Annotated in this window: 20 protein-coding genes; 10 read left to right on the top strand and 10 right to left on the bottom strand. The window is 68.6% G+C overall.

Going from position 1 to position 23,258, the window contains the following annotated elements:
- Positions 1-75: 75 nt before the first annotated feature.
- A complete protein-coding gene (locus HWX08_RS04715) occupies positions 76-1,731 on the top strand; it encodes an acyl-CoA synthetase (RefSeq protein WP_069259822.1) in 1,656 nt (551 codons plus the stop codon).
- Positions 1,732-1,763: 32 nt separating this feature from the next.
- On the opposite strand, the gene HWX08_RS04710 is transcribed toward HWX08_RS04715, so the two are convergent.
- The 4 genes from HWX08_RS04710 to HWX08_RS04695 all read right to left on the bottom strand — a co-directional run bounded on the left by HWX08_RS04710 (position 1,764) and on the right by HWX08_RS04695 (position 6,362).
- On the bottom strand, positions 1,764-3,746 hold the full coding sequence (locus HWX08_RS04710; RefSeq protein ID WP_174922553.1) for a methyl-accepting chemotaxis protein: 1,983 nt from the start codon (positions 3,744-3,746) through the stop codon (positions 1,764-1,766).
- A gap of 150 nt (positions 3,747-3,896) precedes the next feature.
- Complete coding sequence (locus HWX08_RS04705; protein WP_174922552.1) at positions 3,897-4,328, bottom strand: YqaA family protein; 432 nt, start codon at positions 4,326-4,328, stop codon at positions 3,897-3,899.
- A gap of 69 nt (positions 4,329-4,397) precedes the next feature.
- A complete protein-coding gene (kch, locus tag HWX08_RS04700; protein ID WP_174922551.1) occupies positions 4,398-5,573 on the bottom strand; it encodes a voltage-gated potassium channel protein in 1,176 nt (391 codons plus the stop codon).
- Positions 5,574-5,696: 123 nt separating this feature from the next.
- Positions 5,697-6,362 (bottom strand): LysE family translocator, encoded by a 666-nt coding sequence (locus tag HWX08_RS04695; protein ID WP_069259825.1) that lies wholly within the window; start codon positions 6,360-6,362, stop codon positions 5,697-5,699.
- 284 nt (positions 6,363-6,646) lie between these two features.
- On the opposite strand from HWX08_RS04695, the gene HWX08_RS04690 reads away from it, so the two are divergent.
- The gene (locus tag HWX08_RS04690; protein ID WP_107311693.1) at positions 6,647-7,129 is read left to right on the top strand and encodes an Lrp/AsnC family transcriptional regulator; all 483 of its coding nucleotides are present in this window, start codon (positions 6,647-6,649) and stop codon (positions 7,127-7,129) included.
- Between the two features lie 423 nt (positions 7,130-7,552).
- On the opposite strand, the gene HWX08_RS04685 is transcribed toward HWX08_RS04690, so the two are convergent.
- Positions 7,553-7,696: a hypothetical protein gene (locus HWX08_RS04685; protein WP_167375398.1), complete on the bottom strand. Its 144-nt coding sequence runs from the start codon at positions 7,694-7,696 to the stop codon at positions 7,553-7,555.
- A 243-nt stretch (positions 7,697-7,939) separates the two neighbouring features.
- Positions 7,940-9,592 carry an IclR family transcriptional regulator gene (locus tag HWX08_RS04680; RefSeq protein ID WP_175806980.1) on the bottom strand — a complete coding sequence of 551 codons (1,653 nt, stop codon included), beginning with the start codon at positions 9,590-9,592 and terminating at the stop codon, positions 7,940-7,942.
- A gap of 177 nt (positions 9,593-9,769) precedes the next feature.
- Between HWX08_RS04680 and HWX08_RS04675 the strand changes: the two genes are divergently transcribed.
- The 3 genes from HWX08_RS04675 (at position 9,770) to HWX08_RS04665 (ending at position 13,690) form a co-directional block, all read left to right on the top strand.
- On the top strand, positions 9,770-10,729 hold the full coding sequence (locus HWX08_RS04675) for an MBL fold metallo-hydrolase (protein WP_069259828.1): 960 nt from the start codon (positions 9,770-9,772) through the stop codon (positions 10,727-10,729).
- Positions 10,730-10,906: 177 nt separating this feature from the next.
- The gene (locus HWX08_RS04670) at positions 10,907-12,265 is read left to right on the top strand and encodes an MFS transporter (RefSeq protein ID WP_174919488.1); all 1,359 of its coding nucleotides are present in this window, start codon (positions 10,907-10,909) and stop codon (positions 12,263-12,265) included.
- 87 nt (positions 12,266-12,352) lie between these two features.
- Positions 12,353-13,690, top strand: a complete 1,338-nt coding sequence (locus tag HWX08_RS04665; protein ID WP_174919487.1) for an MFS transporter — start codon at positions 12,353-12,355, stop codon at positions 13,688-13,690.
- A gap of 146 nt (positions 13,691-13,836) precedes the next feature.
- Here HWX08_RS04665 and HWX08_RS04660 read toward each other — a convergent pair whose 3' ends face one another.
- Both HWX08_RS04660 and HWX08_RS04655 read right to left on the bottom strand, forming a co-directional pair.
- The gene (locus tag HWX08_RS04660) at positions 13,837-15,645 is read right to left on the bottom strand and encodes a sensor domain-containing diguanylate cyclase (RefSeq protein WP_244122675.1); all 1,809 of its coding nucleotides are present in this window, start codon (positions 15,643-15,645) and stop codon (positions 13,837-13,839) included.
- Between the two features lie 326 nt (positions 15,646-15,971).
- Positions 15,972-16,772 (bottom strand): SDR family NAD(P)-dependent oxidoreductase, encoded by an 801-nt coding sequence (locus HWX08_RS04655; RefSeq protein ID WP_069259832.1) that lies wholly within the window; start codon positions 16,770-16,772, stop codon positions 15,972-15,974.
- A 135-nt stretch (positions 16,773-16,907) separates the two neighbouring features.
- Between HWX08_RS04655 and HWX08_RS04650 the strand changes: the two genes are divergently transcribed.
- Positions 16,908-17,867 carry a GlxA family transcriptional regulator gene (locus HWX08_RS04650; RefSeq protein ID WP_069259833.1) on the top strand — a complete coding sequence of 320 codons (960 nt, stop codon included), beginning with the start codon at positions 16,908-16,910 and terminating at the stop codon, positions 17,865-17,867.
- 101 nt (positions 17,868-17,968) lie between these two features.
- Here HWX08_RS04650 and HWX08_RS04645 read toward each other — a convergent pair whose 3' ends face one another.
- Positions 17,969-18,460, bottom strand: coding sequence for a 2,4'-dihydroxyacetophenone dioxygenase family protein (locus tag HWX08_RS04645; protein WP_069259834.1), 492 nt, complete (start codon positions 18,458-18,460; stop codon positions 17,969-17,971).
- A gap of 170 nt (positions 18,461-18,630) precedes the next feature.
- Here HWX08_RS04645 and HWX08_RS04640 point away from each other — a divergent pair, with 170 nt between their 5' ends.
- Genes HWX08_RS04640 through HWX08_RS04630 form a run of 3 tightly spaced genes read left to right on the top strand, consistent with a single transcriptional unit; the run spans position 18,631 to position 20,709 of the window.
- A complete protein-coding gene (locus HWX08_RS04640; RefSeq protein ID WP_174919486.1) occupies positions 18,631-19,101 on the top strand; it encodes a MarR family winged helix-turn-helix transcriptional regulator in 471 nt (156 codons plus the stop codon).
- A gap of 37 nt (positions 19,102-19,138) precedes the next feature.
- The gene (locus HWX08_RS04635; protein ID WP_107313096.1) at positions 19,139-19,474 is read left to right on the top strand and encodes a hypothetical protein; all 336 of its coding nucleotides are present in this window, start codon (positions 19,139-19,141) and stop codon (positions 19,472-19,474) included.
- Positions 19,471-20,709 (top strand): MFS transporter, encoded by a 1,239-nt coding sequence (locus HWX08_RS04630; RefSeq protein ID WP_174919485.1) that lies wholly within the window; start codon positions 19,471-19,473, stop codon positions 20,707-20,709. The genes HWX08_RS04635 and HWX08_RS04630 overlap by 4 nt, the downstream gene beginning before the upstream one ends.
- A 94-nt stretch (positions 20,710-20,803) precedes the next feature.
- On the opposite strand, the gene HWX08_RS04625 is transcribed toward HWX08_RS04630, so the two are convergent.
- Positions 20,804-21,754 carry a LysR family transcriptional regulator gene (locus HWX08_RS04625; protein ID WP_174919484.1) on the bottom strand — a complete coding sequence of 317 codons (951 nt, stop codon included), beginning with the start codon at positions 21,752-21,754 and terminating at the stop codon, positions 20,804-20,806.
- A gap of 105 nt (positions 21,755-21,859) precedes the next feature.
- On the opposite strand from HWX08_RS04625, the gene aptA reads away from it, so the two are divergent.
- On the top strand, positions 21,860-23,215 hold the full coding sequence (aptA, locus tag HWX08_RS04620; protein ID WP_069259839.1) for an omega-aminotransferase AptA: 1,356 nt from the start codon (positions 21,860-21,862) through the stop codon (positions 23,213-23,215).
- Positions 23,216-23,258: the final 43 nt, after the last annotated feature.

Below are 23,258 nucleotides of genomic sequence, written 5' to 3'. Positions count from 1 at the left end.
CTGTCGGCAATTGAACCACATCAAAACGATCCGGGGTGAAAGTGCCCCGGTCGACAGGACACGGGAGACAGGATCATGACGCAGATGTTCGAGGCCGGACTCGGCCGCCGCGACGCGAATTACGTGCCGCTCACCCCGATCGACTTCCTCGTCAGGACGGCCGAAGTCTACGGCGAGCGCCTCGCGATCGTGCACGGCGACGTGCGGCGCACGTGGGGCGAGACCTACACGCGCGCGAAGCAGCTGGCGAGCGCGCTCGAGCGGCTCGGCGTCGGGCGCGGCGACACGGTCGCGGCGATGCTGCCGAACATCCCGGCGATGGTCGAGGCGCACTTCGGCGTGCCGATGGCCGGCGCCGTGCTGAACGCGATCAACACGCGGCTCGACGTGTCGTCGGTGCTGTTCATGCTGCGCCATGGCGAGGCGAAGGTGCTGATCGTCGACACCGAATACGCGGAGTTCGCGCATCGCGCGGCGCTCGAGGTGCCGGGCCTGAAGATCGTCAGCGTGGCCGATGCGATGCCGGCCGACCCCGCGCGCTTCGCGGGCGCGACCGACTACGAGGCGCTCGTGGCCAGCGGCGACGCCGACTACGCATGGACGCCGCCTGCCGACGAATGGGACGCGATCGCGCTGAACTATACGTCCGGCACGACCGGCGACCCGAAGGGCGTCGTCTACCACCATCGCGGCGCGTATCTCGCGGCGGTCAGCAACCTCCTCGAATGGGACATGCCGAAGCATGCGGTCTACCTGTGGACGCTGCCGATGTTCCACTGCAACGGCTGGTGTTTCCCGTGGGCGGTCGCGGCGCGCGCGGGCGTGAACGTCTGCCTGCGCAAGTTCGACGCGAAGACGGTGTTCGACCTGATCCGCCGCGAACGCATCACGCATTACTGCGGCGCGCCGATCGTGCAGAGCGCGATCGCGAACGCGCCGGCCGAATTCCGTGCCGGCATCGACCACACGGTGCATGCGATGGTCGCGGGCGCGGCGCCCGCGCCGGCCGTGATCGCGAAGATGAAGGAGATCGGCTTCGACCTGCTGCACGTGTACGGGCTGACCGAGGTCTACGGCCCGGCGACCGTGTGCGCGAAGCAGGCACACTGGGACGCATTGCCCGACGACGAGCGCGCGCGGCTCAATGCGCGCCAGGGCGTGCGCTATCACCTGGAAGCGGGCGCGACGGTGCTCGATCCCGACACGATGGCGCCCGTGCCGGCCGACGGCGAGACGCTCGGCGAGATCATGTTCCGCGGCAACATCTGCATGAAGGGTTACCTGAAGAACCCGAAGGCGACCGACGACGCGTTTCACGGCGGCTGGTTCCATACCGGCGATCTCGCGGTGCTGATGCCGGACGGCTATATCCGGATCAAGGATCGCAAGAAGGACATCATCATCTCGGGCGGCGAGAACATCTCGAGCATCGAGGTCGAGGATGCGCTGTACCGGCATCCGGCGGTGGCGGTCGCGGCCGTCGTCGCGATGCCCGACCCGAAATGGGGCGAGGTGCCGTGCGCGTTCGTCGAGCTGCGCGACGGCGCGAGCGCGACCGAGGCGGAGATCATCGCGCATTGCCGGCAGCTGCTCGCGGGCTTCAAGGTGCCGAAGGCCGTGCGGTTCGGTGAGTTGCCGAAGACGTCGACCGGGAAGATCCAGAAGTTTCAGCTGCGCAATGCGGTGGGATCGGACAAGGCGATCGATCTGGCGGGCGACGACAAGAAGTAGGCGGCGGGCCGGCCGCAGCCTGCCGCCCGTTATCACGCCTTCTCTTCGAGCCGGAACACGCTGACCGCGTCCGACAGGTGCGCGGCCTGGTCGCGCAGCGCGACGGCCGCGCGTTCGGCATCCGAGATCAGCAGCGCGTTCTGCTGCGTCGCGTCGCCGATCTGGGTGACGGCCAGGTTCACCTGCTCGATGCCGGTCGATTGTTCTCGCGACGCGGCGCTGATCTCGCCGATCAGCGTGCGGACCTGGTCGACGCGCGCGACGATGTCGCGCATCGTGCCGCGCGCGGCCTCCGCGATCCGGTAACCCTGTTCGACGGTCGTCGACGATTCGGCGCTCAGCGCGTCGATCTCCTTGACCGCGGCCGCACTGCGCTGCGCGAGCGCGCGCACCTCGGCCGCGACCACCGCGAAGCCTTTGCCGTGTTCGCCCGCGCGCGCCGCCTCGACGGCCGCGTTCAGCGCGAGGATGTTGGTCTGGAACGCGATGCCTTCGATCGTGCCGGTGATCTCGGCGATCCGGCGCGTCGCGCGGCCGATGTCGTCCATCGTCGCGACCACGCGCTGCACCGCGGCGTCGCCGTCGGTCGCGGCAGTTGACGCGTGCGCGACCAGCGTGTTGGCTTGCGCCGCGTGTTCGGCGCTCTGCTGCACGGCGGCGGTAATCTGTTCCATGCTGGCGGCCGTCTGTTCGACGCTGCTCGCTTGCGTCGCGATCCGCGCGGCGATGTCGCCGCTGCCGGCCGCGATGTCGACCGTGCCGCGCGCGATGTCGGCGGAGCTGTTGCGCACCTGCGCGACGATCCGCGCGAGGCCGTCGCCGATCCCGTCGACCGCCTGCACGAGCCGGCCGATCTCGTCGTTGCCGGCCTGACCGCGCGTGCCCGCGCCGTCGCGGATGCGCACGCTGAGGTCGCCCGCCGCATAGCGCTCCGACGCCCGTGCCGCCGCATCGAGCGGCCGGCTCACGACGCGGCGTACCACGATGACGAACAGCAGCGCGAACGCCGCGACGAGCACGGCGCCGATCATCAGGAAGCGGTTGCGGGTCGCGCGCATCGTGGCGAGCAGCTCGTCGTCGAGCGCGATGCCGCCGACGAGCCATTGCCACTGCGGAATCGTCGTGAACGACACGAATTTCGCGGTCGGGCCGCCGTCGTGCGCGGCCGGATCGGTCGACGTATATGCGAGCCGCCCCTCGCCGGCCGCGAGCATCCGCGCGTACGGCGCGCGCGCGTCGTCGGCAGGCTGGCCCGCCGCATCGGGGTGCACGACGAAGGTGCCGCGCGACGGCCCCTGCGATGCATCGAGCACGAAGTAGTAGCCGTTGTCGCCGATCTTCAGCGAGCGGATGCCGTCTTCCACAAGCTTCAGTTCGGCACCGATGTCGAGCCCGACGAACAGCGCGCCGATCACGCGGCCCGTCGCATCGGTCACCGGCTTGTACTGCGTGATGTACGGCCGGCCGAACAGCTTCGCGAGGCCCGTGTAGCTGCGGCCGGCCACGAGCGGTGCGTACGCGGGGCCGGCCCGGTCGAGTTTGGTGCCGACGGCGCGCGCGCCGTCCTGCTTCTTCAGCGACGTCGTGATGCGCACGAAATCGTCGCCGTCGCGCGCGAAGATCGTCGCGATCGCGCCGCTTTTCGTCAGGAACTGGTCGGGAATCGAATAGTCGAGGTCGAGCGGCTGGCCGCCCGCGTAGAGGGTCGGCGCGGCAACGCCGCCGATGTCGACGGTGCGCGCCGGGTCGAGCGAGAAACCGGCCGGCAGGAAGCTCGCGAACAGCGCCATCGAGCGGTTCGCTTCGGCCGACAGCGCCTTGTCGAACAGGTCGACCATCGCGCGGATCGACTGCTCCTTGTCGACGATCCGCATGTGGGCTTCTTCCGCGAGCTGCCGGCCGGCGAAATGGGCGAGCGTCCACGCAAAAACGGTGAACAGCAGGGCGACGAGCGTACACGCCAGCGCGGCAAGACGCGCGCCGACGCTCACCCGGCCCAATTGGGTCGATCTCATGAAACGTCCTGAGTGGGGAGTGAGAGGGGGCGGAACGCACGCGTCACCGCAAGTCGACCGGTTAATACGGCAATTTCGGCGAAATCTTTAGCGACGCGTCGTCGATGGCGCCGCCGGCAAGTGCGCGGGTGGGCGACGAGAAGGCGGGTGTCAGTGCGTGACGAGCCACGCGACGGCCAGGTAACGGCCGACCTTCGCGATCGTCACGATGAGCAGAAAGGTCGGCAGCGGCTCGCGCAGCACGCCGGCGATCATGGTCAGCGGATCGCCGATCACGGGCGCCCAGCTCAGCAGCAGCGACCAGCGGCCGTAGCGTGCGTACCAGCGCTCGGCGCGCGCGAGCGCGGCGGGCTTCACGGGAAACCAGCGGCGTTCGCGAAAGTGCTCGATACCGCGCCCGAGCGCCCAGTTGATCGCGGAGCCGGCGACGTTGCCGATGCTCGCGACGAGCACCAACGCCCACACGGGTTCGCGCCCGGCGACCAGCAGGCCGGCGAGCACGGCTTCGGACTGGAGCGGGAACAGGGTCGCGGCGACCATCGACACGGCGAACAGGCCGCCGTAAGCGAGCAATTCAGACATCGCGCGATTATACCGGGCGCGCGCCGCGGGTCGTGAGGCACACGCTCACACGATCATGCATTCACCTGTTCATGCGGCATCGGCCGTGCCGAACAGCAGGTGCGAGATCACCGACTTGTCGACGGGTTCGTCGTTGAGCGTGCTGGCCAGCAGTTCGCCCGCGAGCTGCTGCGGCGAAAACACCATGTCGGGCTTCAGCAGGCGCAGCCGTTCGAGGTTGCGCTGCTGGTTCACGAGCGCGACCGTGCGCACCGACGGTGCGATCTCGCGGATCGCGAGGATGATGAACGCGTTCTCGGCGTCGTCGGAGCGCAGCGCGAGCACCGCGCGCGCGGTCGCCGCGCCGGCGCCTTCCAGCACCGCGTGGTCGGTCGCATCGCCGACGATCAGGTCGGTCGTGGCCGGATAGTTGTGCTCGACGCCGGCCGGCACGACGACGGTCACCGCGTAGCCGCGCTTGCGCAGCCCGTCGTGCACGGCGTGCGCGACGGGTGTCGCGCCGACGATCAGGTAATGATGCTTGCGGATCACGTTCGAAATGCCTCCCTTGACGATCCGTTTCAGATTGCCGCCGATCACGGGGCCGACGACCGCGCTGATCGACGTCGCGAACACCGTGATGCCGAGCACGATCACCGACGCGGTGAACAGGCGCGCGGTCGGCGCATGCGGAACGATGTCGCCGTAGCCCACCGTCGACATCGACACGATCGAGAAATAGACGGCCGTGGCGAGATCGTGGACGGGCGGCGTGAATTCGTCGCCGAGATACAGCACGCCGAAGGTCGCGTAGATCAGCAGCGACACGATGCTCAGCAACGCGAACAGGCTGCTCGCGGCCACGCTCGCGCGGTCGAAGTGCCGCCAGTAGTACAGCAGCGCAACGGTCAGCACGGCCGTATAGACGAACACCGCATGGCTCCGGTAGCCGCCGAGCACGCTGATCGCGGCGGCCGCGACCAGCAGCAGGATCGACAGCACCCACGCGACGCGGGCGCGCAGCACGATGCCGATGGCCATCGTCGCGAGGCCGGCCGCGACGACCACTTGCGGCAGCACGACGAGCCCGGCGTTGGCGACGAGATTCAGCGCATCGGCGAGCCACGCGTGATGCAGGCCGAGCCTGGCGTGTTCGACGACGGGGCGCAGCACCATGAGCGCATCGAGCGCGAGCAGGAGGGCGAGATACCAGTGCAGGCCGATCGGCGCGAACACGCGCCGCAGGCGGGTAGTGAGAAGCTTCATCCAGTCGCCCGGCCGGCCGGGCATGTCCAACAAAACAGCCGCTACCCTAAAGCATTCGGCGATCGGCTGCTTTTTCGACGCACCCAAGTGGCGGCCGCGATGAAGCCGGCCGCCCGGTCGTTGTCAGTTCCAGCCGGCCATGATCGCGCCCATCCCGACGAGCAGCCCGCCCGTCACGCGGTTCATCGCGCGCATCCGCGCGGGCCGCTGCAGCGCGCGGCTCAGCCGGTGCGAGAACAGCGCCATCGACGCCACGCCGAGCGCGAACAGCACCGCGAACGTCGCGGCGAGCAGCAGGTACTGCTGGTTCAGGCTCCAGTCTGCGCTCGGGCTGATGAACTGCGGGAAGAACGACGGGAAGAACAGCAGCGTCTTCGGATTGAGCCCCGACGTTGCGACGCCGCGCCAGAACAGCGCGCGGTGCGAGTCGGTCTCGGGTGTGGCCGCCCCGGTTGCCGCCATCGCCGCCATCGCCGCGGCGGAGCCGGCAGGCGCCGCCGCCGGCGCGCGGCTGAGCCATTGCTTGCAGCCGAGCCAGACGAGGTAGGCGGCGCCGGCCCAGCGCAGCACGGTCAGCGCGCGCTCGTCGAGATGCACGAGGGAATTCAGGCACAGCGCGGTCAGCGCGAGTTGCAGCAGCACGGCGAGCGTGCCGCCCCAGACGCACGGCAGCGCGCGGCGCCAGCCGGCGCGCAGTGCCTGGTTCATGGTGAGGAGGTTGACGGGGCCGGGGGCGTAGACGAGAACGGCGGAAGCAGCGAGAAACGACAGGTAAAGCCTGAACGACATGACGGGTAGGGCGGGAACGGGATCAGGGGCGCCGAAGCCGCGCGGCCGGATAGGCGCGCGGGCGGCGGGGAATCGCATGCCTGCCGGCCGGCACCGCAACTCGTGATTGCGGCCGTGCGTGCCGGTGCGAAGGGGTTGTCGCGGGAACGTGCCGGACAGCAGGCATGGATGAAAATATATCAACGGGCCGGATTAAAAGGCTTCCGCTTTTCCACACAAACCGACACAAATCCGGAATGGCGTTCAGATAATATGCCGGTTTTCAGGAGAAGATTCTTTTTGCCATGGCCACACGTGAACGCTCGCCGAAAACGCTCGACAGTCAGGACCGCAAGATCCTCGGCGCGCTGCAGAAAAACGCGCGTCTGTCGAACGCCGAACTGGCCGAACAGATCGGCATGTCGACCACCGCGTGCTGGAACCGCACGCGGCAGCTCGAGCTGGACGGTTACATCGACGGTTATGTCGCGCTCGTCAACCAGCGCAAGCTGGGCTATGCGGACATCGTGATCCTCGAAGTCACGCTCGATCGTCACGAGGACGATGCGCTCGCCCGCTTCGGCGAGGAACTCGCCGCGCTGCCCGAGGTGCTCGAGGCGTATCTCGTGTCGGGCGAGTACGACTACTGGATCAAGGTCGCGGTGGACGGCACGGCCGGCTACGAGCGTTTCCTGCGCGAAAAGCTGTACAGGATTTCGAGCATCCGCCACAGCCGCTCGATGTTCGCGCTGCGCTGCATGAAGGACGTGCCGTCGATTCAGGTGTGAGCGGGAGCGGGGATGCGGCCGTCGTTGAAACGACGGTGCGGGGGATCGTGTTGCGCGCTTGCTCGGAGAAAGCCGGCAACCGGGCGGGCGGCTGCGCGTGCGGAGCGAGTGGGCGCCCGGGCAGGAAAACGGATGAATCTTCCGTGCGCGACGATCCGGCGTAGCCGCGCGCCGGTTGGACAACGGCTGCCCGCCCGGGCAACCGGCAGACAAACCGCGCCGATGCCGAGCGGCGCCGGCTTCGGCTTCGAAGCGATTCAGAGCGGCTTCATCGCGCTCCCGTTACAGGGAGCGGGTTCCACCGGACTACCCGACCGGCGATTTGCGTTGCATCCCGTTGCCGGGAGGCCGCGACCTGATGGCGCGCGTCCGGGCAAGCGGGGGTCAGGCAGGCATCGTCCGGCGGGCGGCCGGGCGTGCCGTTCAGCGCGGCAGGCGGGCGTGCGCTTCGGCGATGACTTCGCAGTTCTCGAGGTGGAGTGCCCAGGCTTCTGCGAGCAGCTCGCCCACGCGTGCGAGCCAGCCAGCGGATTCGGTGGAACGGTCGGAGGTGTTAGACGTTTGCATGACAAAGCCCCGTTGAGGTGGCGAGTTAGGGATAACCCTAATCATAGCGAAACGCCTCCGCTTTGTGAAATGCGATTTCGTTATATGAGAATTACTGACATTTGATGTTGCTGCCGCGCAACATGAATAGCGGCAGCCGGCACGTAACCGACAGGCGCGGCGAGGCCGTGCCCAAGCGGCCTCGCATGAAACAAGAAAGGGGAGATTCGAACGGCAGGGAGGATGGCGGCGGCAGGCGGCGGCTTACGCGCCGATCCACCCGAACCGCCATGACAGCCGCCGCGTCGCGGCGAGCAACGCTTGCGCGAGGTCGCTGTCCGGCCCGCGCGGGAAGCCGCGCGACGAGCCGATGATCGCGATCACGAGCCGGATGCTGCCGGTGTGATCGAACACCGGCGCGGCGACCGTCCCGATGCCCGGCACCGGCGCGTCGAACGCGAAATCGACCCCGGCGGCGCGGATCGCCGCGAGCCGCCGGCGAAATGCGTCGTCGGCCGGCGCGGCGGCGCGGCCCGCGAGGCGCACGGGCTCGTCGGCGAGCAGGTCGGCCAGCACGTCGTCGGACATGCCGGCCGCGAAGATGCGTCCGATCGCCGTGTTGACGAGCGACATCACCGTGCCGACCTGCAGGCTGACGTGCTGCGGCCGCGCCGATTCCTCGAGGCGGATCACGGTCGGTCCGAGCGGCCCGAGCGTCGCGGCCGCGACGCTCATGTCGGTTGCGGCAGCCAGCGCGACGATTTCGGCTTCCGCGTCGCGCGTCGGCGACACGCGTTGCATCGCGATCAGGCCGAGCGCCTGACCGAGCGGGCCGCCGCCGAAGCAGCCCGCGTCGTCGCGGCTCAGCAACCCGATCTTCTGCAGGCTGACGAGATGGGGAAAGGCCTTGGCGGCCGGCATGCCGGCTGCCGCCGCGAGGTCGCGCAGCGGCAGCGCGCGGCCTGCCGACACCAGCGCGAGCAGCAGTTCGCCGGTGCTGTCGAGCGCGTTGATCCCGCGTTGCGTCTTCGCATCGTCGGCGAGCGCGGGTGGCACGCGCGCCGCAGCCGGCGCCGGGCCGGACGCCGACGGCGGCGCTGCGTCCTGCGCGGCGCCGAGCGATGCGGTGGCCTGCCGGGCCGCGTCGCGCAATGCCGCCGCGATCGGGCCGTCCCAGTCGACGTCGATCGAGCCCGTCGACCCGATCACCGTCAACGCGAGCTGCAGCGTGCCCTGCGCGTCGAACACCGGCACGCACATCGCGCTGACGCCCGGGCTCGGCAGGTCGACGCCGCGCTCGATACCGCGCGCGCGGATCGCGTCGAGGTCCGCGGGCGGCACACCGGCGTCCGGCGCCGGCTGCTCGGCGCCCGCGAGCGACGCGCCCGCGCCGGCCTGGCTGGCGGCCATCGCGTCGAGTTGCGCGGGGGCGCCGAACGCACGGAACACGCGGCCGGTGGCCGTCGTGTCGAGCGACATCACCGAGCCGACGTGCAGGTTCACGTGCAGCGGATAGCCGCCGTGCTCGATGCGCACGATCGTCGGGCCGAGCACGCCGGGCACCGACAGCGCGACGCTCAGGCCGACCGTTTCGGCGAGCCGTGCCGCGTGCGGCAGCGCCGCGCGATAGGCCGGCTGGCGCTCGATCGACATCAGCCCGAGCCGCAGCGACAACGGGCCGGGCTCGTAGTTGCCGGTGATCGCATCGCGCTTCACGAGCGCGAGCCGCATCAGGCTGACGAGATAGGTGTGCGCCTGCGCGGTCGACAGGTCGGCCGCGGCGGCCAGCTCGGACAGGCCGAGCGGCTTGCGCCGGCGCGCGAGCGCGTCGAGCAGCCGTCCGCCGACCTCGACACTCTGGATCCCGCGCTGCGCCTTGGGCGGCGCATCGTCTGCGCTGACTTCGTGGTTCTGCACGCGATGATTCTTTCGTTGACGAAACCCCGCATGGTATCCGACGCCATTTATCGCGCCAGCCCGCAGGTTTACCCGTATTAGACAATAGCAAGCGACTTTGTCATTGACAAATATTCGGCGCGGGAAGATGATCCGCTCACTCCCCTCAACACATGGCTCGCAGCCACGGAACGCAACATGGCCAAAGCATTCGCCTCCCAAGCCGATCTGGAAGAGAAGAAAGTCACCTGGACGAAGCTGTCCGACAACGCGTACGCGTACACCGCCGAAGGCGACCCGAACTCGGGCGTGATCATCGGCGACGACAGCGTGCTAATCGTCGATACGACCGCGACGCCGGCGATGGCCCAGGACCTGATCGCGAAGATCCGCAGCGTGACCGACAAGCCGATCAAGCACGTCGTGCTGTCGCACTACCACGCGGTGCGCGTGCTCGGCGCGTCCGCGTATTTCGACGAAGGTGCGCAGCACGTGATCGCGAGCCGCGGCACGTACGAGATGATCGTCGAGCGCGGCGAGGCCGACATGAAGTCGGAGATCGAGCGCTTCCCGCGCCTGTTCGCCGGTGTCGAGACGGTGCCCGGCCTGACGTGGCCGACGCTCGTGTTCGAGCGCGAGATCACGCTGTTCCTCGGCAAGCTCGAAGTGAAGATCATGCACGTCGGCTCGGGCCACACGAAGGGCGACACGATCGTCTGGATTCCGTCGCAGAAGGTGCTGTTCTCGGGCGACCTCGTCGAATACGACGCCGCGTGCTATTGCGGCGACGCGCAGCTCGAACAGTGGCCGGCCACGCTCGAGGCGCTGCGCGCGCTCGGCGCCGAGAAGCTCGTGCCGGGCCGCGGCCCGGCGCTGCTGAACCCGGCCGACGTGAACAAGGGGCTCGACTACACGAAGGATTTCGTCACGACGCTGCTCGCCCAGGGTCGCAAGGCCGTCGAGCAGAAACTCGACCTGAAGGCGTCGATGGCGCTCACGCGCGAAGCGATGGACCCGAAGTTCGGCCACGTGTTCATCTACGAGCACTGTTTGCCGTTCGACGTGTCGCGTGCGTACGACGAAGCGAGCGGCATCACCCATCCGCGCATCTGGACCGCGCAGCGCGACAAGGAAATGTGGGCCGCGCTGCAGGACTGAGCACCCGAGGGCGGGGCACCCGGCAGGGCGCCCCGCCTTTTTGCTGAAGCGGCGACCGGCCGCGGCGTTGCGCCGCCTGCCCCTCCGCCGTCATCCGATCTCATCAGAAAGCAGGGCGCACGTACGCCCTGGGAGACGGCTGCGCGCTCGAATCGTGCAGCCTGTTTGGAGAGAGACATGCCCCGATCGCTTCCCGCCGAAGCGACGCTCGCGCACGCGAGCGCTTCGGCTTCCGTATCCGCCGCCACGGACGACGCGCAGCTGTTCCGCAAGATCGCGTGGCGGATCGTGCCGTTCCTGTTCCTCTGCTACGTCGTCTCGTTCCTCGACCGCATCAACATCGGCTTCGCGCAGTTGCAGATGAAGCACGATCTCGGCTTCAGCGACGCGATGTACGGCCTCGGCGCCGCGGTGTTCTACGTTGGCTACGTGTTCTGCGAAGTGCCGAGCAACCTGCTGCTCGCGCGTTTCGGCGCAAGCCGCACGTTCACGCGGATCATGCTGCTGTGGGGCATCGCGTCGACCGGGATGATGTTCGTGTCGCAGCCGTCGCATTTCTACGTGCTGCGCTTCCTGCTCGGCGTGTTCGAAGCGGGCTTCTTTCCCGGCATCGTGCTGTACCTGACCTACTGGTTCCCCGCGAACCGGCGGGCGGCCGCGATCTCGGTGTTCTTCGCGGGCGTCGCGGTGGCCGGCGTGCTCGGCGGCCTGATGTCGGGCTGGATCATGCGCGACATGAGCGGCGTGCTCGGGCTGCACGGCTGGCAGTGGATGTTCGCGATCGAAGGCGCGCCGGCGATCCTGCTCGCGTTCGCCGCGTTCACGTTGCTGGTCGACCGGCCGCAGGATGCCGCGTGGCTCAGTTCCGCCGAAAAGGCGCGGGTCGCCGCGCTATGCGCCGACGGCCGCGGGCACGGCCACGCGCACGACGGGCGCAGCCTCGCGGCGGCGCTGGCCAACCCGCGCGTGTACCTGTTCGCGTTCATCTATTTCTCGCTGACGTGCGCGTCGCTCACGCTCAACTTCTGGATGCCGCTGATGATCCGCGACTTCGGCGTGACCGATGTCGTGGCCGTGAGCCTGTACACGGTCGTACCGAATGCGGTCGGCGCGGTGGGGCTGATCCTGATCGCTCGCCGGTCGGACCGCACCGGCGAGCGCCGCAGGCACTTCGCGTGCTGCACGATCGGCGGCGGGCTCGCGCTCGCGGCGCTGACGCTGCATCTGCACAGCTTCGCGGCGATGCTCGCGTGCCTGTCGATCGCGGCGACGCTGATCTTCGCCGCGCTGCCGATCTTCTGGGCCGTGCCGACCCGCTATCTGTCGGGCAACGCGGCCGCCGCCGGGATCGCGCTGATCAGCAGCATCGGGATCACGAGCGGCATCGTCAGCCCGTGGGTGATCGGGATGATCCGCACGCGCACCGGCAACATGGATCTCGCCGTGTATCTGCTGGCCGCGCTGCTGGTGGCGAGCGGCGTCGCGCTGATGCTCGGCGTGAAGGGCGAAGCCGTAACGCACGTAACGCGCGACTGAGCGAGCCACGGCCGGTGGCCGCCCGCGGGCGACGGCGACCGGCATCCCGTACGAGCCCCGCATCCCCATCCATCGAGGAGACGATCGATGTCAGCCCCTCTTCAAGCGGACGCCGCGCGAGCCGCGGTGTCCGGCATCGCGGCAACGGACGACGCGCTGTACCGGCGCATCGGCGCGCGGATCGTGCCGTTCCTGTTCATCTGCTACATCGTGTCGATCCTCGATCGCAGCAACATCGGCTTCGCGCAGTTGCAGATGCGGCAGGATCTCGGCCTGACCGACGCGATGTACAGCCTCGGCGCGGTGCTGTTCTTCGTCGGCTACGTGCTGTTCGAGGTGCCGAGCAACGCGCTGCTGCGCCGCTTCGGCGCGCGCCGCACGTTCGCGCGGATCATGTTCCTGTGGGGCGCGGTATCGGTCGCGATGATCACCGTCGACAGCGCGAAGCATTTCTACGTGCTGCGCTTCCTGCTCGGGCTGTTCGAGGCCGGGTTCTTTCCGGGCGTGGTGTTCTACCTGACGTACTGGTATCCGGCGCGCCGGCGCGCGTCCGTGCTGTCGATCTTCTACGCGGGCGTCGCGGTGGCCGGGATGGTCGGCGGACTGCTGTCGGGCTGGCTGATGCGCGGGATGTCGGGCGTGCTCGGGCTGCACGGCTGGCAATGGATGTTCGCGATCGAGGGCGCGCCCGCGATCGTGCTCGGCGTGATCGCGTGGTTCTGGCTGTGCGATCGTCCCGAGCACGCGCGCTGGCTGTCCGACGCCGATCGCGAGCGGCTCGCGGCGGACCTGGCCGCGGACCGCGCCGGTGCCGATACGCCGGCGCCGCACTCGCTGCGGCAGGTGCTGGCCGAACCGCGTACGTATCTGTTCGCGTTCATCTACTTCTCGCTGACCACCGCGCTGCTGATGCTGCTGTTCTGGATGCCGCTGATGATCCGCGAATTCGGCATCCGCGACGTCGTGCAGATCAGCCTGCTGTCGGTCGTGCCGAACGCGGTCGGCGCGGCCGGCCTGATCGCGATCGCGCGGCGCTCGGATCGCAAACGCGAACGACGCCGGCACTTCGCCGCCTGTGCGTTCGGCGGCGCGGTGGCGCTCGCGCTGCTGACGCTGCACCTGCCGAGCATCGTCGCGATGATGGCGCTGCTGTCGATCGCGGCGATGCTGATCTTCGCCGCGCATCCGGTGTTCTGGGCGGTGCCGTCCGCGTATTTCTCGGGCGCCGGCGCGGCGGGCGGGATCGCGTTGATCAGCAGCATCGGCGTGTCGAGCGGGATGATCACGCCGTGGCTCGTCGGGCTGATCCGCATGAGGACCGGCAGCATGGACCCGGCGATGCTGATGATCGCGGCGCTGTTGGCCGCGTGCGCGGTCGCGATGCTGCTGGGCGTGCGGGCGGAGCCGCGTGCGCGGGACGCGTGATGCGGACGGCCGGGGCGCGGTTCGGTGGACGTACGAAAACAGTCCGCGCGGGACGAGCAGGACGAGGTGCGGCGCCGGCTTGCACGATCGGTCGCGCATAGGTATGGGTCGCGCAAGCGGAGAGCAGCCACGTGCGTGCCGCAAAGCTACGCCCGATTGACCTCGATCCGGTTGCGGCCGCGCGCCTTCGCGAGATAGAGCGCCTTGTCGGCGCGCGACAGCGGCTGGTAGGCGCCGAAATCCGACGTCCGCATCGCGTCGATGCCGATGCTGACGGTCAGCGCGACCTGCTGGTCCTCGTGCACGAGCCGCGCGTGCATCGCGCGTTGCTGCACGCGCTGCGCGAATGCCAGCGCGGCGTCGAGATCCGCCTTCGGCAGCACGACCGCGAATTCTTCGCCGCCGACCCGGCCGACGACGTCGTCCGGCCCGGTTTCCGCGAGCAATAGCCGCGCGAAATGCCGCAGCGCGCGGTCGCCGACCGGGTGGCCCCAGCGGTCGTTCAGCGCCTTGAAGTGATCGAGATCGAGCATCAGCACCGCGGCGGCGAAGCCGGTCGCGCGCACGTTGCGCAGCGCGGCTTCGCTTTGCCGCATGAACGCGTGGCGGTTCGACAGTTGCGTCAGGTGGTCGGTCGTCGCCATCCGGTGCAGTTCGGCTTCGATGTGCTTGCGATCGGTCGCGTCGGTGATGAAGCCGTGCCACACGGTGCCGCCGTCGGCCGTGCGCTGCGGACGCGCATCGCCTTCGCGCCAGCGCAGCCCCTGGCCGGGCAGCAGCACGCGATATTCGAGGCGCCACGGCGTGAGCCGTACCGACGAGTCGTGCAGCGACTGCCGATACGCGGCGAGGTCGGCCGGATGAATCCGCGTCTCGACCGCCTGCGCGCTATGGGCGATCTGCTCGGGCGTCAGTTCGTAGATGTCGCGGACACCCGCGCTCGCATAGGAAAAGAAGCGGCGCCCGTCGGCCGCCTGCCGCAGCTGGAACACGAGCCCGGGCACCTGGTCGGTGAGATCCGCGACGAGCGCGGCCGAATCGCGCAACCGCGCGGCGAGCTCGCGCAGCGCGGTGATGTCCGTGGTCGTGCCGACCATCCGCAGCGCGCGGCCGTTGCGGTCGCGCGCGATCACCTTGCCGCGGCTGACGATCCATTTGTACGTGCCGTCCTTGCAGCGGATGCGGTGCTCGACCGCGTAGCAGTCGGTGCGGCGCTCGAAGTGCGCGAGCATCGCGGCCTTCACGTCGTCGACGTCGTCCGGATGCAGCCGTTCGTACGCGTCCTCGATCCGGGTGCCGAGCTCGTGCGGCGCGTAGCCGAGGATCGCCTTCCACGCCGGCGAGTAATGGATCTCGCCGGTTTCCACGTTGCGATCCCACACGCCGGTGCCGCTCTCGGTGAGCGCGAGCGTGGTCAGCGTGCCGTGCTCCTCGACGCTGCGCAGACGTTCGCGCAGCGCGGCGGCTTCGAGCGCGCGGGCAAGCGCGCTTGCGGCCAGCGCTGCGAGGTCGCGCAGCAGCGCGCGTCTGGCGGTGTCGAGCGCGGAGGGCTGGTCGTCGACGATGCACAACGTGCCGAGCGTCGCGCCATCGGATGCGCTCAGGTCGCTGGCTGCGACGATCCGCAACGAGCGACGCGAGGTGCCGTCGCACGGCGCGTCGGTATTCGTGTCGTGCGGAGCAAAGCGGGCATCGGCAGCGAGGGCCGGCTCGACGCGGGACGGCAGGCCATCGGCGCAAAGCGGATCGGGCAGGGCGCCGTCGGCGGCCAGCACGCGTTGCGCACCGGCTTCGGTGTGCGCAATGAACGCGCCGGCGGCGCCGAAATGCGCACGCGCGACACGGCAGACGGCATCCAGTTCCGGCAGCGGCGCGCGCGCGGGCTGGCGGTCGGCCGAACCGTGCGCACAGGCCGGCGCATCGCCGGTCTCGGTGATGAACATACGGACCCGCATCGTCGAATTCCGCAACTGGAGATGGCCTCGTGATCGGACGAATACCGGGCGAACGAGGCCGCTTGAAGACTGCAATCGCAGAGCTTACTGATACGCGAATTGTGTGGCAAGCGGGTTGGAATCGGTCGTATGAATGCGATTCTTGTTCCGACGACGAACGAATCGGGCGAGGTTTTCCGCAGACGAATCCGGCGAGCGGCACGTGTCCGAAACCGGCCGTCGAACCATCGGGTAACGGCCGGCGATTCGCCGCCCTTCACCGCGTTTCGCGGCACGTCCCGGAGACCGCCGTGCGTGTCGTTTTCGATCTGCGGGACGTGCGCCGGTCAGCGGGCAAGCGCGTAGCGCGGTGCGGGCGTGTCGGCCGACAGATGCGGCGCCATCGTGCGGCGCGCGGCCTCGTACGCGGCCCATTCGTCGCCGGCATGCAGCGACGGGATCGTCACGAGTTCGCCGCGATCGAAGCCGACCAGTGCCGCATCGACCATGTCGGCCGCCGGCATCACGATTTCCTTCGGCAGATGTTCGAGCGGCAGGCCAGCCGTCTGCCAGAAATCGGTGGCGGTCGCGCCGGGCAGCACGGCCTGCACCTGCACGCCCTTGTCGGCGAGCTCGTGATGCAGCGACTGGCTGAATGCGAGCACGAACGCCTTGCTGCCTCCGTACACGCCGTTCAGCGTTTCCGGCGAGATCGCGACGATCGACGAAATGTTGATCACCGCGCCGCGGCCGCGCGCGACGAAGCCGGGCACGGCCGCATAGGTGAGGCGCGTGAGCGCGGTCACGTTCAGGTCGATCATCCGCGTCATCGCGTCGACGTCGGCGTCGAGCAGCGGCGCATGCGTGCCGATGCCCGCGTTGTTCACGAGCAGCGTGATGCTCGCATCCTGCTTCAGCTTCGCCTCGACCGTGGCGAGCGCGGCGCGGTCGTTGAGGTCGGCGTCGATGATCTCGACGCCGCGCTGCGTGTCGTTCGTGATGCGCTCGGCGAGGGCGGCCAGCCGCTCGCGGCTGCGCGCGACCAGGATCAGGTCGTAGCCGCGGCGCGCGAGGCGGTCGGCGTAGACGGCGCCGATGCCCGAAGAGGCGCCGGTGATGAGGGCGGTACCGCGATGTGCTTGCGTCATGATGTGCTCCGTTTCGAGGGATGGGCCGGATGGCGTGAAGCCATTCTGGTCTCGAATCGCTGCGACACAAATGACGTAGATGGGTATGATTCAGGACATCGGGCCGATTCGCGTGCCCGGCACGGGAGAACGCACATGCACCGTATCGGCTTTTTGATCAGCGACGGCTTCCAGATCATGGCGCTCGCCGCGCAGTCGGTGTTCGAGTACGCGAACCTCGGCATGAGCGAGCCGTTCTACGTGATGGACAACTATTCGGTCGACGGCGGCGACGTGCGTTCGTCGCTCGGGCTGCCGGTTGCGACGCGCGCGCTGCGCGGGCGGATCGGCGTCGACACGTGGATCGTCGCGGGCGTCAACGATCCGCTCGCGTCGCCGGCGCCGGCCGGGGTCGTCGCGTACCTGCGCCGCGCCAGCGCGCGTGCCCGGCGGATCGCCGGCATCTGCACGGGCGCGTTCGTGCTGGCCGAAGCCGGGCTGCTCGCGCAGCGCCGCGCGACCACGCACTGGGCGTTCGGCCGCGACATGCAGCGGCACTACCCGGAGATTCGCGTCGAGGACGACCGGATCTACATCGTCGACGGCCCGATCTGGACGTCGGCCGGGATGACGGCCGGCCTCGACCTCGCGCTCGCGATGGTGGAAAAGGATCTGGGCGCCGATGCCGCCCGGTCGGTCGCGCACAAGCTCGTGATGCACCAGCGCCGCGCCGGCGGCCAGTCGCAGCATTCGGAAATGCTCGATCTCGCGCCGAAATCCGACCGGATCCAGAATGCGCTGAATTACGCGCGGCAGCATCTCGACCGCGCGCTGACGGTCGAGGATCTCGCCGCGGCCGTACACCTGAGCCCGCGTCAGTTCAGCCGCGTGTTCACGCTCGAAACGGGGCAGTCGCCCGCGAAGGCGATCGAGCGGCTGCGGCTCGAATCGGCGCGGCTGATGATCGAGCAGAGCCGCCATCCGCTCGATGTGATCGCGAAGGAAAACGGCTTTCGCGACCGTCGACACATGCGCGAGGCGTTCGTGCGCGGGTTCGGCGTGCCGCCGCAGGCGATGCGGCGCGACGCGCGGGCGGACGAGAGGGAAACGGGGTGAACCGTTGCCGGCATAGGCATAGGCCGGTTCTGCACGTTCTGCCGACGGTTGCTGTATGACGGCGACGAGCGGCCCGTTCGAACTGAGCTGCCGTGCGGCTTTCAGCGGGTGACGAACGGCGCGGCGTCGTCTGGGGCCGTCCGCGCATGCTTGCGCTGGCGCAGCAGGGCGACGCGGCAGTTCTCGCGCGCGGTTTCGCGGCCGTCGTCGTCGAGCAGCACGAGATCGCCGCGCATCACGTTCAGCGTGATCACGTCCTCGCCCGGCGCGCCGAGCGTTTGCGGCGTATGCACCGAGCCGGCCGGTTCGAGCACCGTCGAGCCGGCATGTGCCACCCAGTCGTATTCGAGATAGCGCCACGCCCCCTGCAACGTATGGACGAACACGTCGCCGTCGTGACGGTGGCGCGGCAGCCTGCCGCCGGCCGGCATTTTCAGCAGCGCGGTGAGCGTGTCCTCGGCCGCATTGATGTGCAGGTACTTGATCGCCAGCCCCGGCAGGTCGACGCTCATCGGCAGCCACGGCAACGCATCGCCGGGCAGGCACGAGATCGGTGGCAGGTCGGTGGCGAGCGGGGCTGACGGCTGCGTCATGGCGGAGGCGGAGCGGAAATGGAGAGCCCGCATTATCGCAGAGCACCCGGCTCGCGCGGCCGAACGGGACGTTTCGCGTCGGGTCGGGCAACGGCGCAGCGGCGATCCTTACATCCTGAAATATGCAGCTAAACTGTACAGTTTTCCTGTATATCTGCTATCTTGAATTCATGAACACGCGATCGTCTCCCTCCGAAGCGCTCCCCGTGGCCGGTCTCGCCGGCGAACTCCGCATCTCGGTCGGCAAGCTGATGCGGCGGATGCGGGAGCAGATCCACCCGAACGACCTGACGTCGTCGCAGAAATCGGTGCTGTTGCGGCTCGATCGCGACGGCCCCGCGACCGTATCGGCGCTCGCGCGTGCCGAAAGCGTGCGTCCGCAGTCGATGCGCGTGACGGTCGCGACGCTCGAGACGCTGGGCGCCGTCAGCGGCGAACCCGATCCCGCCGACGGCCGGCAGACGCTGATCGCGCTCACGCCCCGTTTCCGCAAGGTGCTGCAGGCCAACCGCGCGGCCAAGGACGACTGGCTGTTGCGTGCGCTGCACGCGCAACTGTCGGAGGCCGAGCGGGCCGAGCTTGCATCGGCCGTGAAGCTGTTGCAGCGACTCGCGGAATTCCAGGAACCGCCGCGCCCGTGAATTGCATCGATCCGCTGGCCGAAAGGACAACCCGACCATGAACCTCCCGCATCTCGTGTCGTATTTCTTCGGCGGCGCGTTTCTCGCGAACGTCGTGCCGCATCTCGTCAGCGGGCTGCGCGGCGAGCCGTTCCAGACGCCGTTCGCGAATCCGCCCGGGCGCGGATGGTCGTCGTCCACGGTGAACGTCCTGTGGGGCGTCGCGAACCTCGTGGTCGCTTATGTGCTGGTGTGCCGGGTCGGCGATTTCGACCTCCGGGTCACCGCCGACGCGGCGGCGCTCGGCCTCGGCATCCTCGTGCTCGGCCTGTTCGTCGCGCGGCACTTCGGCGCGCTGCACGGCGGCAACGAGCCCGATCGGGACCGACCATGAGCGTGCCGGCGGCGGGCGTGTTCCGCTCGCTTCGCAGCTTCAACTATCGCGTGTGGGCGATCGGCTCGCTGGTGTCGAACATCGGCACGTGGATTCAGCGCACCGCGCAGGACTGGCTCGTCCTCACGCAGCTCACGCATCACGACGCGTCGGCCGTCGGCATCGTGATGGCGCTGCAGTTCGGCCCGCAGCTTCTGCTGCTGCCGTGGACGGGTTACGCAGCCGACCGTTTCGACCAGCGCAGGCTGCTGATGGCGACGCAGGCGCTGATGGGCGGGCTCGCGCTGTTGCTGGGGCTGCTGACGGTGACCGGTGTCGCGCAGCTGTGGCACGTATATCTGTTCGCGTTCCTGTTCGGCTGCGCGTCGGCGTTCGATGCGCCGGTGCGGCAGACGTTCGTCGCGGAACTGGTCGCCGATCGCGAGCTGGCGAACGCCGTCGCGCTCAACTCGACGTCGTTCAACGCGGCGCGGATGATCGGCCCGGCGGCGGCCGGCTTCATCATCGCGTCGGTCGGCACCGGCTGGGCGTTCCTGCTCAACGGGCTCAGTTTCGTCGCGGTGCTGGCGTCGCTGTCGATGCTGCGCGCCGACGAGCTGCGCGCGCACGCGCGGGCCGACCGCATGCGCGGGAGTCTGCTCGACGGGTTCCGTTACGTGTGGCGGCGCCCGGACCTGAAGGCGATTCTCGTGATGCTGTTCCTGATCGGCACGTTCGGGCTCAATTTCCAGCTGTTCATCTCGACGATGGCGGCCAGCGTGTTTCACGTCGACGCGCGCGGCTTCGGCGTGCTGTCGTCGATGATGGCCGTCGGCACGATCACCGGCGCGTTGCTCGCCGCGCGCCGCGACCGGCCGCGCTTCCGGCATCTGTGGATCGGCGCGGCGCTGTTCGGGCTCGGCTGCACGCTGGCCGCGCTGGCGCCCGGCTACTGGCTGTTCGGCGCCGCGCTCGTCCTGACCGGGATCGCCGCGATCACGTTCATGAACTCGACCAATAGCCTCGTGCAACTGTCGACCGAGCCGGCGATGCGCGGGCGCGTGATGGCGCTGCGTCTCGCGGTGGCGCTCGGCGGCACGCCGATCGGTGCGCCGGTGGCCGGCTGGGTCGCGAACCACCTCGGTCCTCGCTGGGCGCTCGGGGTCGGCGCGATGTCGGGGTTTGCCGCGGCGCTCGTCGCGACGCATTTTCTGAAGCGCATGCGTGCGCAGGGCGGTGCGGGCGATGGTTTTTGAGCGACTGTGAAAGGGGCGCAGGTTGTTCAGTTTTTCGGCCGGACAGCGCTCGGTCGGTCAGCACCCAGCCGTTCAGCACCCAGCCGCCTAACCATCAAGCCCCCGGCCGCGCGGCCGCATGCGCAGCTTCGAGACACGACTGAAACAGCAGCGCGGCCCGCGACGGCCGCGGCGAGCGCCGCAGCAGGCTCACGAACCGGCACCGGTAATTGAACCGTTGCGGCGCGATCGGCTGCATCAGCCCCTTGTTTTCGAAACTCTCCGCGTAATGGTCGGGCAGGAAGCCGAGATAGCGGCCGGACAGGATCAGCGTCGCGATCGACTCCTGATCCGACGCGGTCGCGCTGCGGGTGAGCTTCGCGCGGTGGCTCAGCTCCATGTTCGGCGAATGAAAGCCGAGGCCCGCGAACGCATGGTTGCGGATCGTCGTCCACGTGAGCTTGCCGTGCGGCGCATCGAAGAGCGGATGCTGGCGGCCGCAGTAGAGCAGCATCCGTTCGTCGAACAGCTCCGAATACACGAGGCTGCCCGAATTGCGGTGCGCGGGAATGATCCCGACCTGATAGCTGCCGTCGATGATCCCGCGTTCGACCTCGTTGATCGACGCGACGTGCAGGTTCAGCGCGACGTCGGGGGCTTCGTCGGCGAACGCGCGGATCGCGTCGCCGAGCCGCGCGTTCGCGTTGGTGGCCGTCTTGTCGAACACCGCGATGTGCAGTTCGCCGCCCATTCTGTCGTGAATGCCGTCGATCCTGCTGCGAAATGCTTCCATCGACGCGAGCAGCCGCAACGTCTCCTCGTACACCGTCTGGCCCTCGGGCGTCAGCGTGAAGCCCGCGCGACCGCGCCGGCACAGCACGAGGCCGAGACGCGTTTCCAGATCCTTCACGTGCCGGCTGATCGTCGAGATGCCGATATTCAGTTCCAGTTCGGCGGCCGCCATCCCGCCGCACTGCACGACGCCCTTGAAGACCCGCAGCAGGCGGAGATCCATGTCGCTGAGCTGCCCGAGCAGCGCGCGACTCTTCGGTTTCTTTGCTTGCATGGATGCGCAAGTGAACATTGATATTGCGATATTCAAAAGACTAATTGGCCTCCCGACAATGCGCAATATCAACATAAGGAGGAGGGGCGCGACGCGCCGACCGACATGACCGACATCACCACCGCCCAGCACGACGAAACCGGCCTTCGCACCGACGCCGCATGGCTCGACGCGCACTGGATGCCGTTCACGGCCAACCGCCAGTTCAAGGCCGATCCGCGCATGATCGTGTCGGGCCAGGGCGCGTATTACACCGATGCCGAAGGCCGCAAGATCTTCGACGGCCTGTCGGGCCTCTGGTGTACGGGCCTCGGTCACGGCCGCACGGAAATCGTCGAAGCCGTGAGCCGCCAGATCGCGCAGCTCGACTACGCACCGGCCTTCCAGTTCGGCCATCCGAAATCGTTCGAACTCGCGAACAAGATCAAGGAACTGACGCCGGCCGGCCTCGACTACGTGTTTTTCACGGGCTCGGGCTCGGAAGCGGCCGACACCTCGCTGAAGCTGGCCCGCGCCTACTGGCGCGCGAAGGGCAAGGGCACGAAGACGCGCCTGATCGGCCGCGAGAAGGGCTATCACGGCGTGAACTTCGGCGGAATTTCGGTGGGCGGGATCGGGCCGAACCGCAAGCTGTTCGGCCAGGGCCTCGACGCCGATTTCCTGCCGCACACGCAACTCGCCGAGAACAAGTTCTCGCGCGGCATGCCCGAGCACGGCGCCGAGCTGGCCGACCGCCTGCTCGAGCTGATCGCGCTGCACGACGCGTCGAACATCGCGGCCGTGATCGTCGAGCCGTTCTCCGGGTCGGCGGGCGTGGTCGTGCCGCCGAAGGGCTATCTGAAGCGTCTGCGCGACATCTGTACCGCGCACGACATCCTGCTGATTTTCGATGAAGTCATCACGGGCTTCGGCCGTGCCGGTGCGATGACGGGCGCCGACGCGTTCGGCGTGGTGCCGGACATCATGAACTTCGCGAAGCAGGTGACGAACGGCACGCAGCCGCTCGGCGGCGTGATCGCGACGAAGGAAATCTACGACACGTTCATGGCCGCGGGCGGCCCCGAGTACATGCTCGAGTTCCCGCACGGCTACACGTATTCCGCGCATCCGGTCGCGTGCGCGGCCGGCGTCGCGGCGCTCGACCTGCTCGTGAAGGAAGACGCGGTGGCGCGCGTGCGCGATCTCGCGCCGCATTTCGAGGCCGCGGTGCATGGGCTGAAGGGCCAGCGCCACATCGCAGACATCCGCAACTACGGGCTGGCTGCCGGCCTGACGATCGCGGCGCTGCCGGGCGAACCGGCACGGCGCCCGTACGAAATCGCGATGCGATGCTGGGCGAAGGGCTTCTACGTGCGCTACGGCGGCGACACGATCCAGCTGGCGCCGCCGTTCATCTCGGAAAAGCGCGAGATCGACAACCTGGTCAATGCGCTGTCCGACGCCCTGAACGAAGTGGACTGAGCCGCGGCCGGCCCTGGGCGACAACCGAATTCAAGAAAGAGTC

Source organism: Burkholderia metallica, assembly GCF_902832845.1.
Classification (GTDB): Bacteria; Pseudomonadota; Gammaproteobacteria; order Burkholderiales; family Burkholderiaceae; genus Burkholderia; species Burkholderia metallica.
This window is presented reverse-complemented; position numbering and strand designations above follow the sequence as displayed.

What these genes read in the sequence shown, in the direction of transcription:
- HWX08_RS04625 (WP_174919484.1), bottom strand. Translation starts at nt 21,754, where the DNA reads ATGCAAGCAAAGAAACCGAAGAGTCGCGCGCTGCTCGGGCAGCTCAGC.
- HWX08_RS04690 (WP_107311693.1), top strand. Translation starts at nt 6,647, where the DNA reads ATGGCCACACGTGAACGCTCGCCGAAAACGCTCGACAGTCAGGACCGC.
- HWX08_RS04630 (WP_174919485.1), top strand. Translation starts at nt 19,471, where the DNA reads ATGAGCGTGCCGGCGGCGGGCGTGTTCCGCTCGCTTCGCAGCTTCAAC.
- HWX08_RS04710 (WP_174922553.1), bottom strand. Translation starts at nt 3,746, where the DNA reads ATGAGATCGACCCAATTGGGCCGGGTGAGCGTCGGCGCGCGTCTTGCC.
- kch (WP_174922551.1), bottom strand. Translation starts at nt 5,573, where the DNA reads ATGAAGCTTCTCACTACCCGCCTGCGGCGCGTGTTCGCGCCGATCGGC.
- HWX08_RS04695 (WP_069259825.1), bottom strand. Translation starts at nt 6,362, where the DNA reads ATGTCGTTCAGGCTTTACCTGTCGTTTCTCGCTGCTTCCGCCGTTCTC.
- HWX08_RS04660 (WP_244122675.1), bottom strand. Translation starts at nt 15,645, where the DNA reads ATGCGGGTCCGTATGTTCATCACCGAGACCGGCGATGCGCCGGCCTGT.
- HWX08_RS04665 (WP_174919487.1), top strand. Translation starts at nt 12,353, where the DNA reads ATGTCAGCCCCTCTTCAAGCGGACGCCGCGCGAGCCGCGGTGTCCGGC.
- aptA (WP_069259839.1), top strand. Translation starts at nt 21,860, where the DNA reads ATGACCGACATCACCACCGCCCAGCACGACGAAACCGGCCTTCGCACC.
- HWX08_RS04645 (WP_069259834.1), bottom strand. Translation starts at nt 18,460, where the DNA reads ATGACGCAGCCGTCAGCCCCGCTCGCCACCGACCTGCCACCGATCTCG.
- HWX08_RS04685 (WP_167375398.1), bottom strand. Translation starts at nt 7,696, where the DNA reads ATGCAAACGTCTAACACCTCCGACCGTTCCACCGAATCCGCTGGCTGG.
- HWX08_RS04640 (WP_174919486.1), top strand. Translation starts at nt 18,631, where the DNA reads ATGAACACGCGATCGTCTCCCTCCGAAGCGCTCCCCGTGGCCGGTCTC.
- HWX08_RS04715 (WP_069259822.1), top strand. Translation starts at nt 76, where the DNA reads ATGACGCAGATGTTCGAGGCCGGACTCGGCCGCCGCGACGCGAATTAC.
- HWX08_RS04655 (WP_069259832.1), bottom strand. Translation starts at nt 16,772, where the DNA reads ATGACGCAAGCACATCGCGGTACCGCCCTCATCACCGGCGCCTCTTCG.
- HWX08_RS04675 (WP_069259828.1), top strand. Translation starts at nt 9,770, where the DNA reads ATGGCCAAAGCATTCGCCTCCCAAGCCGATCTGGAAGAGAAGAAAGTC.
- HWX08_RS04650 (WP_069259833.1), top strand. Translation starts at nt 16,908, where the DNA reads ATGCACCGTATCGGCTTTTTGATCAGCGACGGCTTCCAGATCATGGCG.
- HWX08_RS04705 (WP_174922552.1), bottom strand. Translation starts at nt 4,328, where the DNA reads ATGTCTGAATTGCTCGCTTACGGCGGCCTGTTCGCCGTGTCGATGGTC.
- HWX08_RS04635 (WP_107313096.1), top strand. Translation starts at nt 19,139, where the DNA reads ATGAACCTCCCGCATCTCGTGTCGTATTTCTTCGGCGGCGCGTTTCTC.
- HWX08_RS04670 (WP_174919488.1), top strand. Translation starts at nt 10,907, where the DNA reads ATGCCCCGATCGCTTCCCGCCGAAGCGACGCTCGCGCACGCGAGCGCT.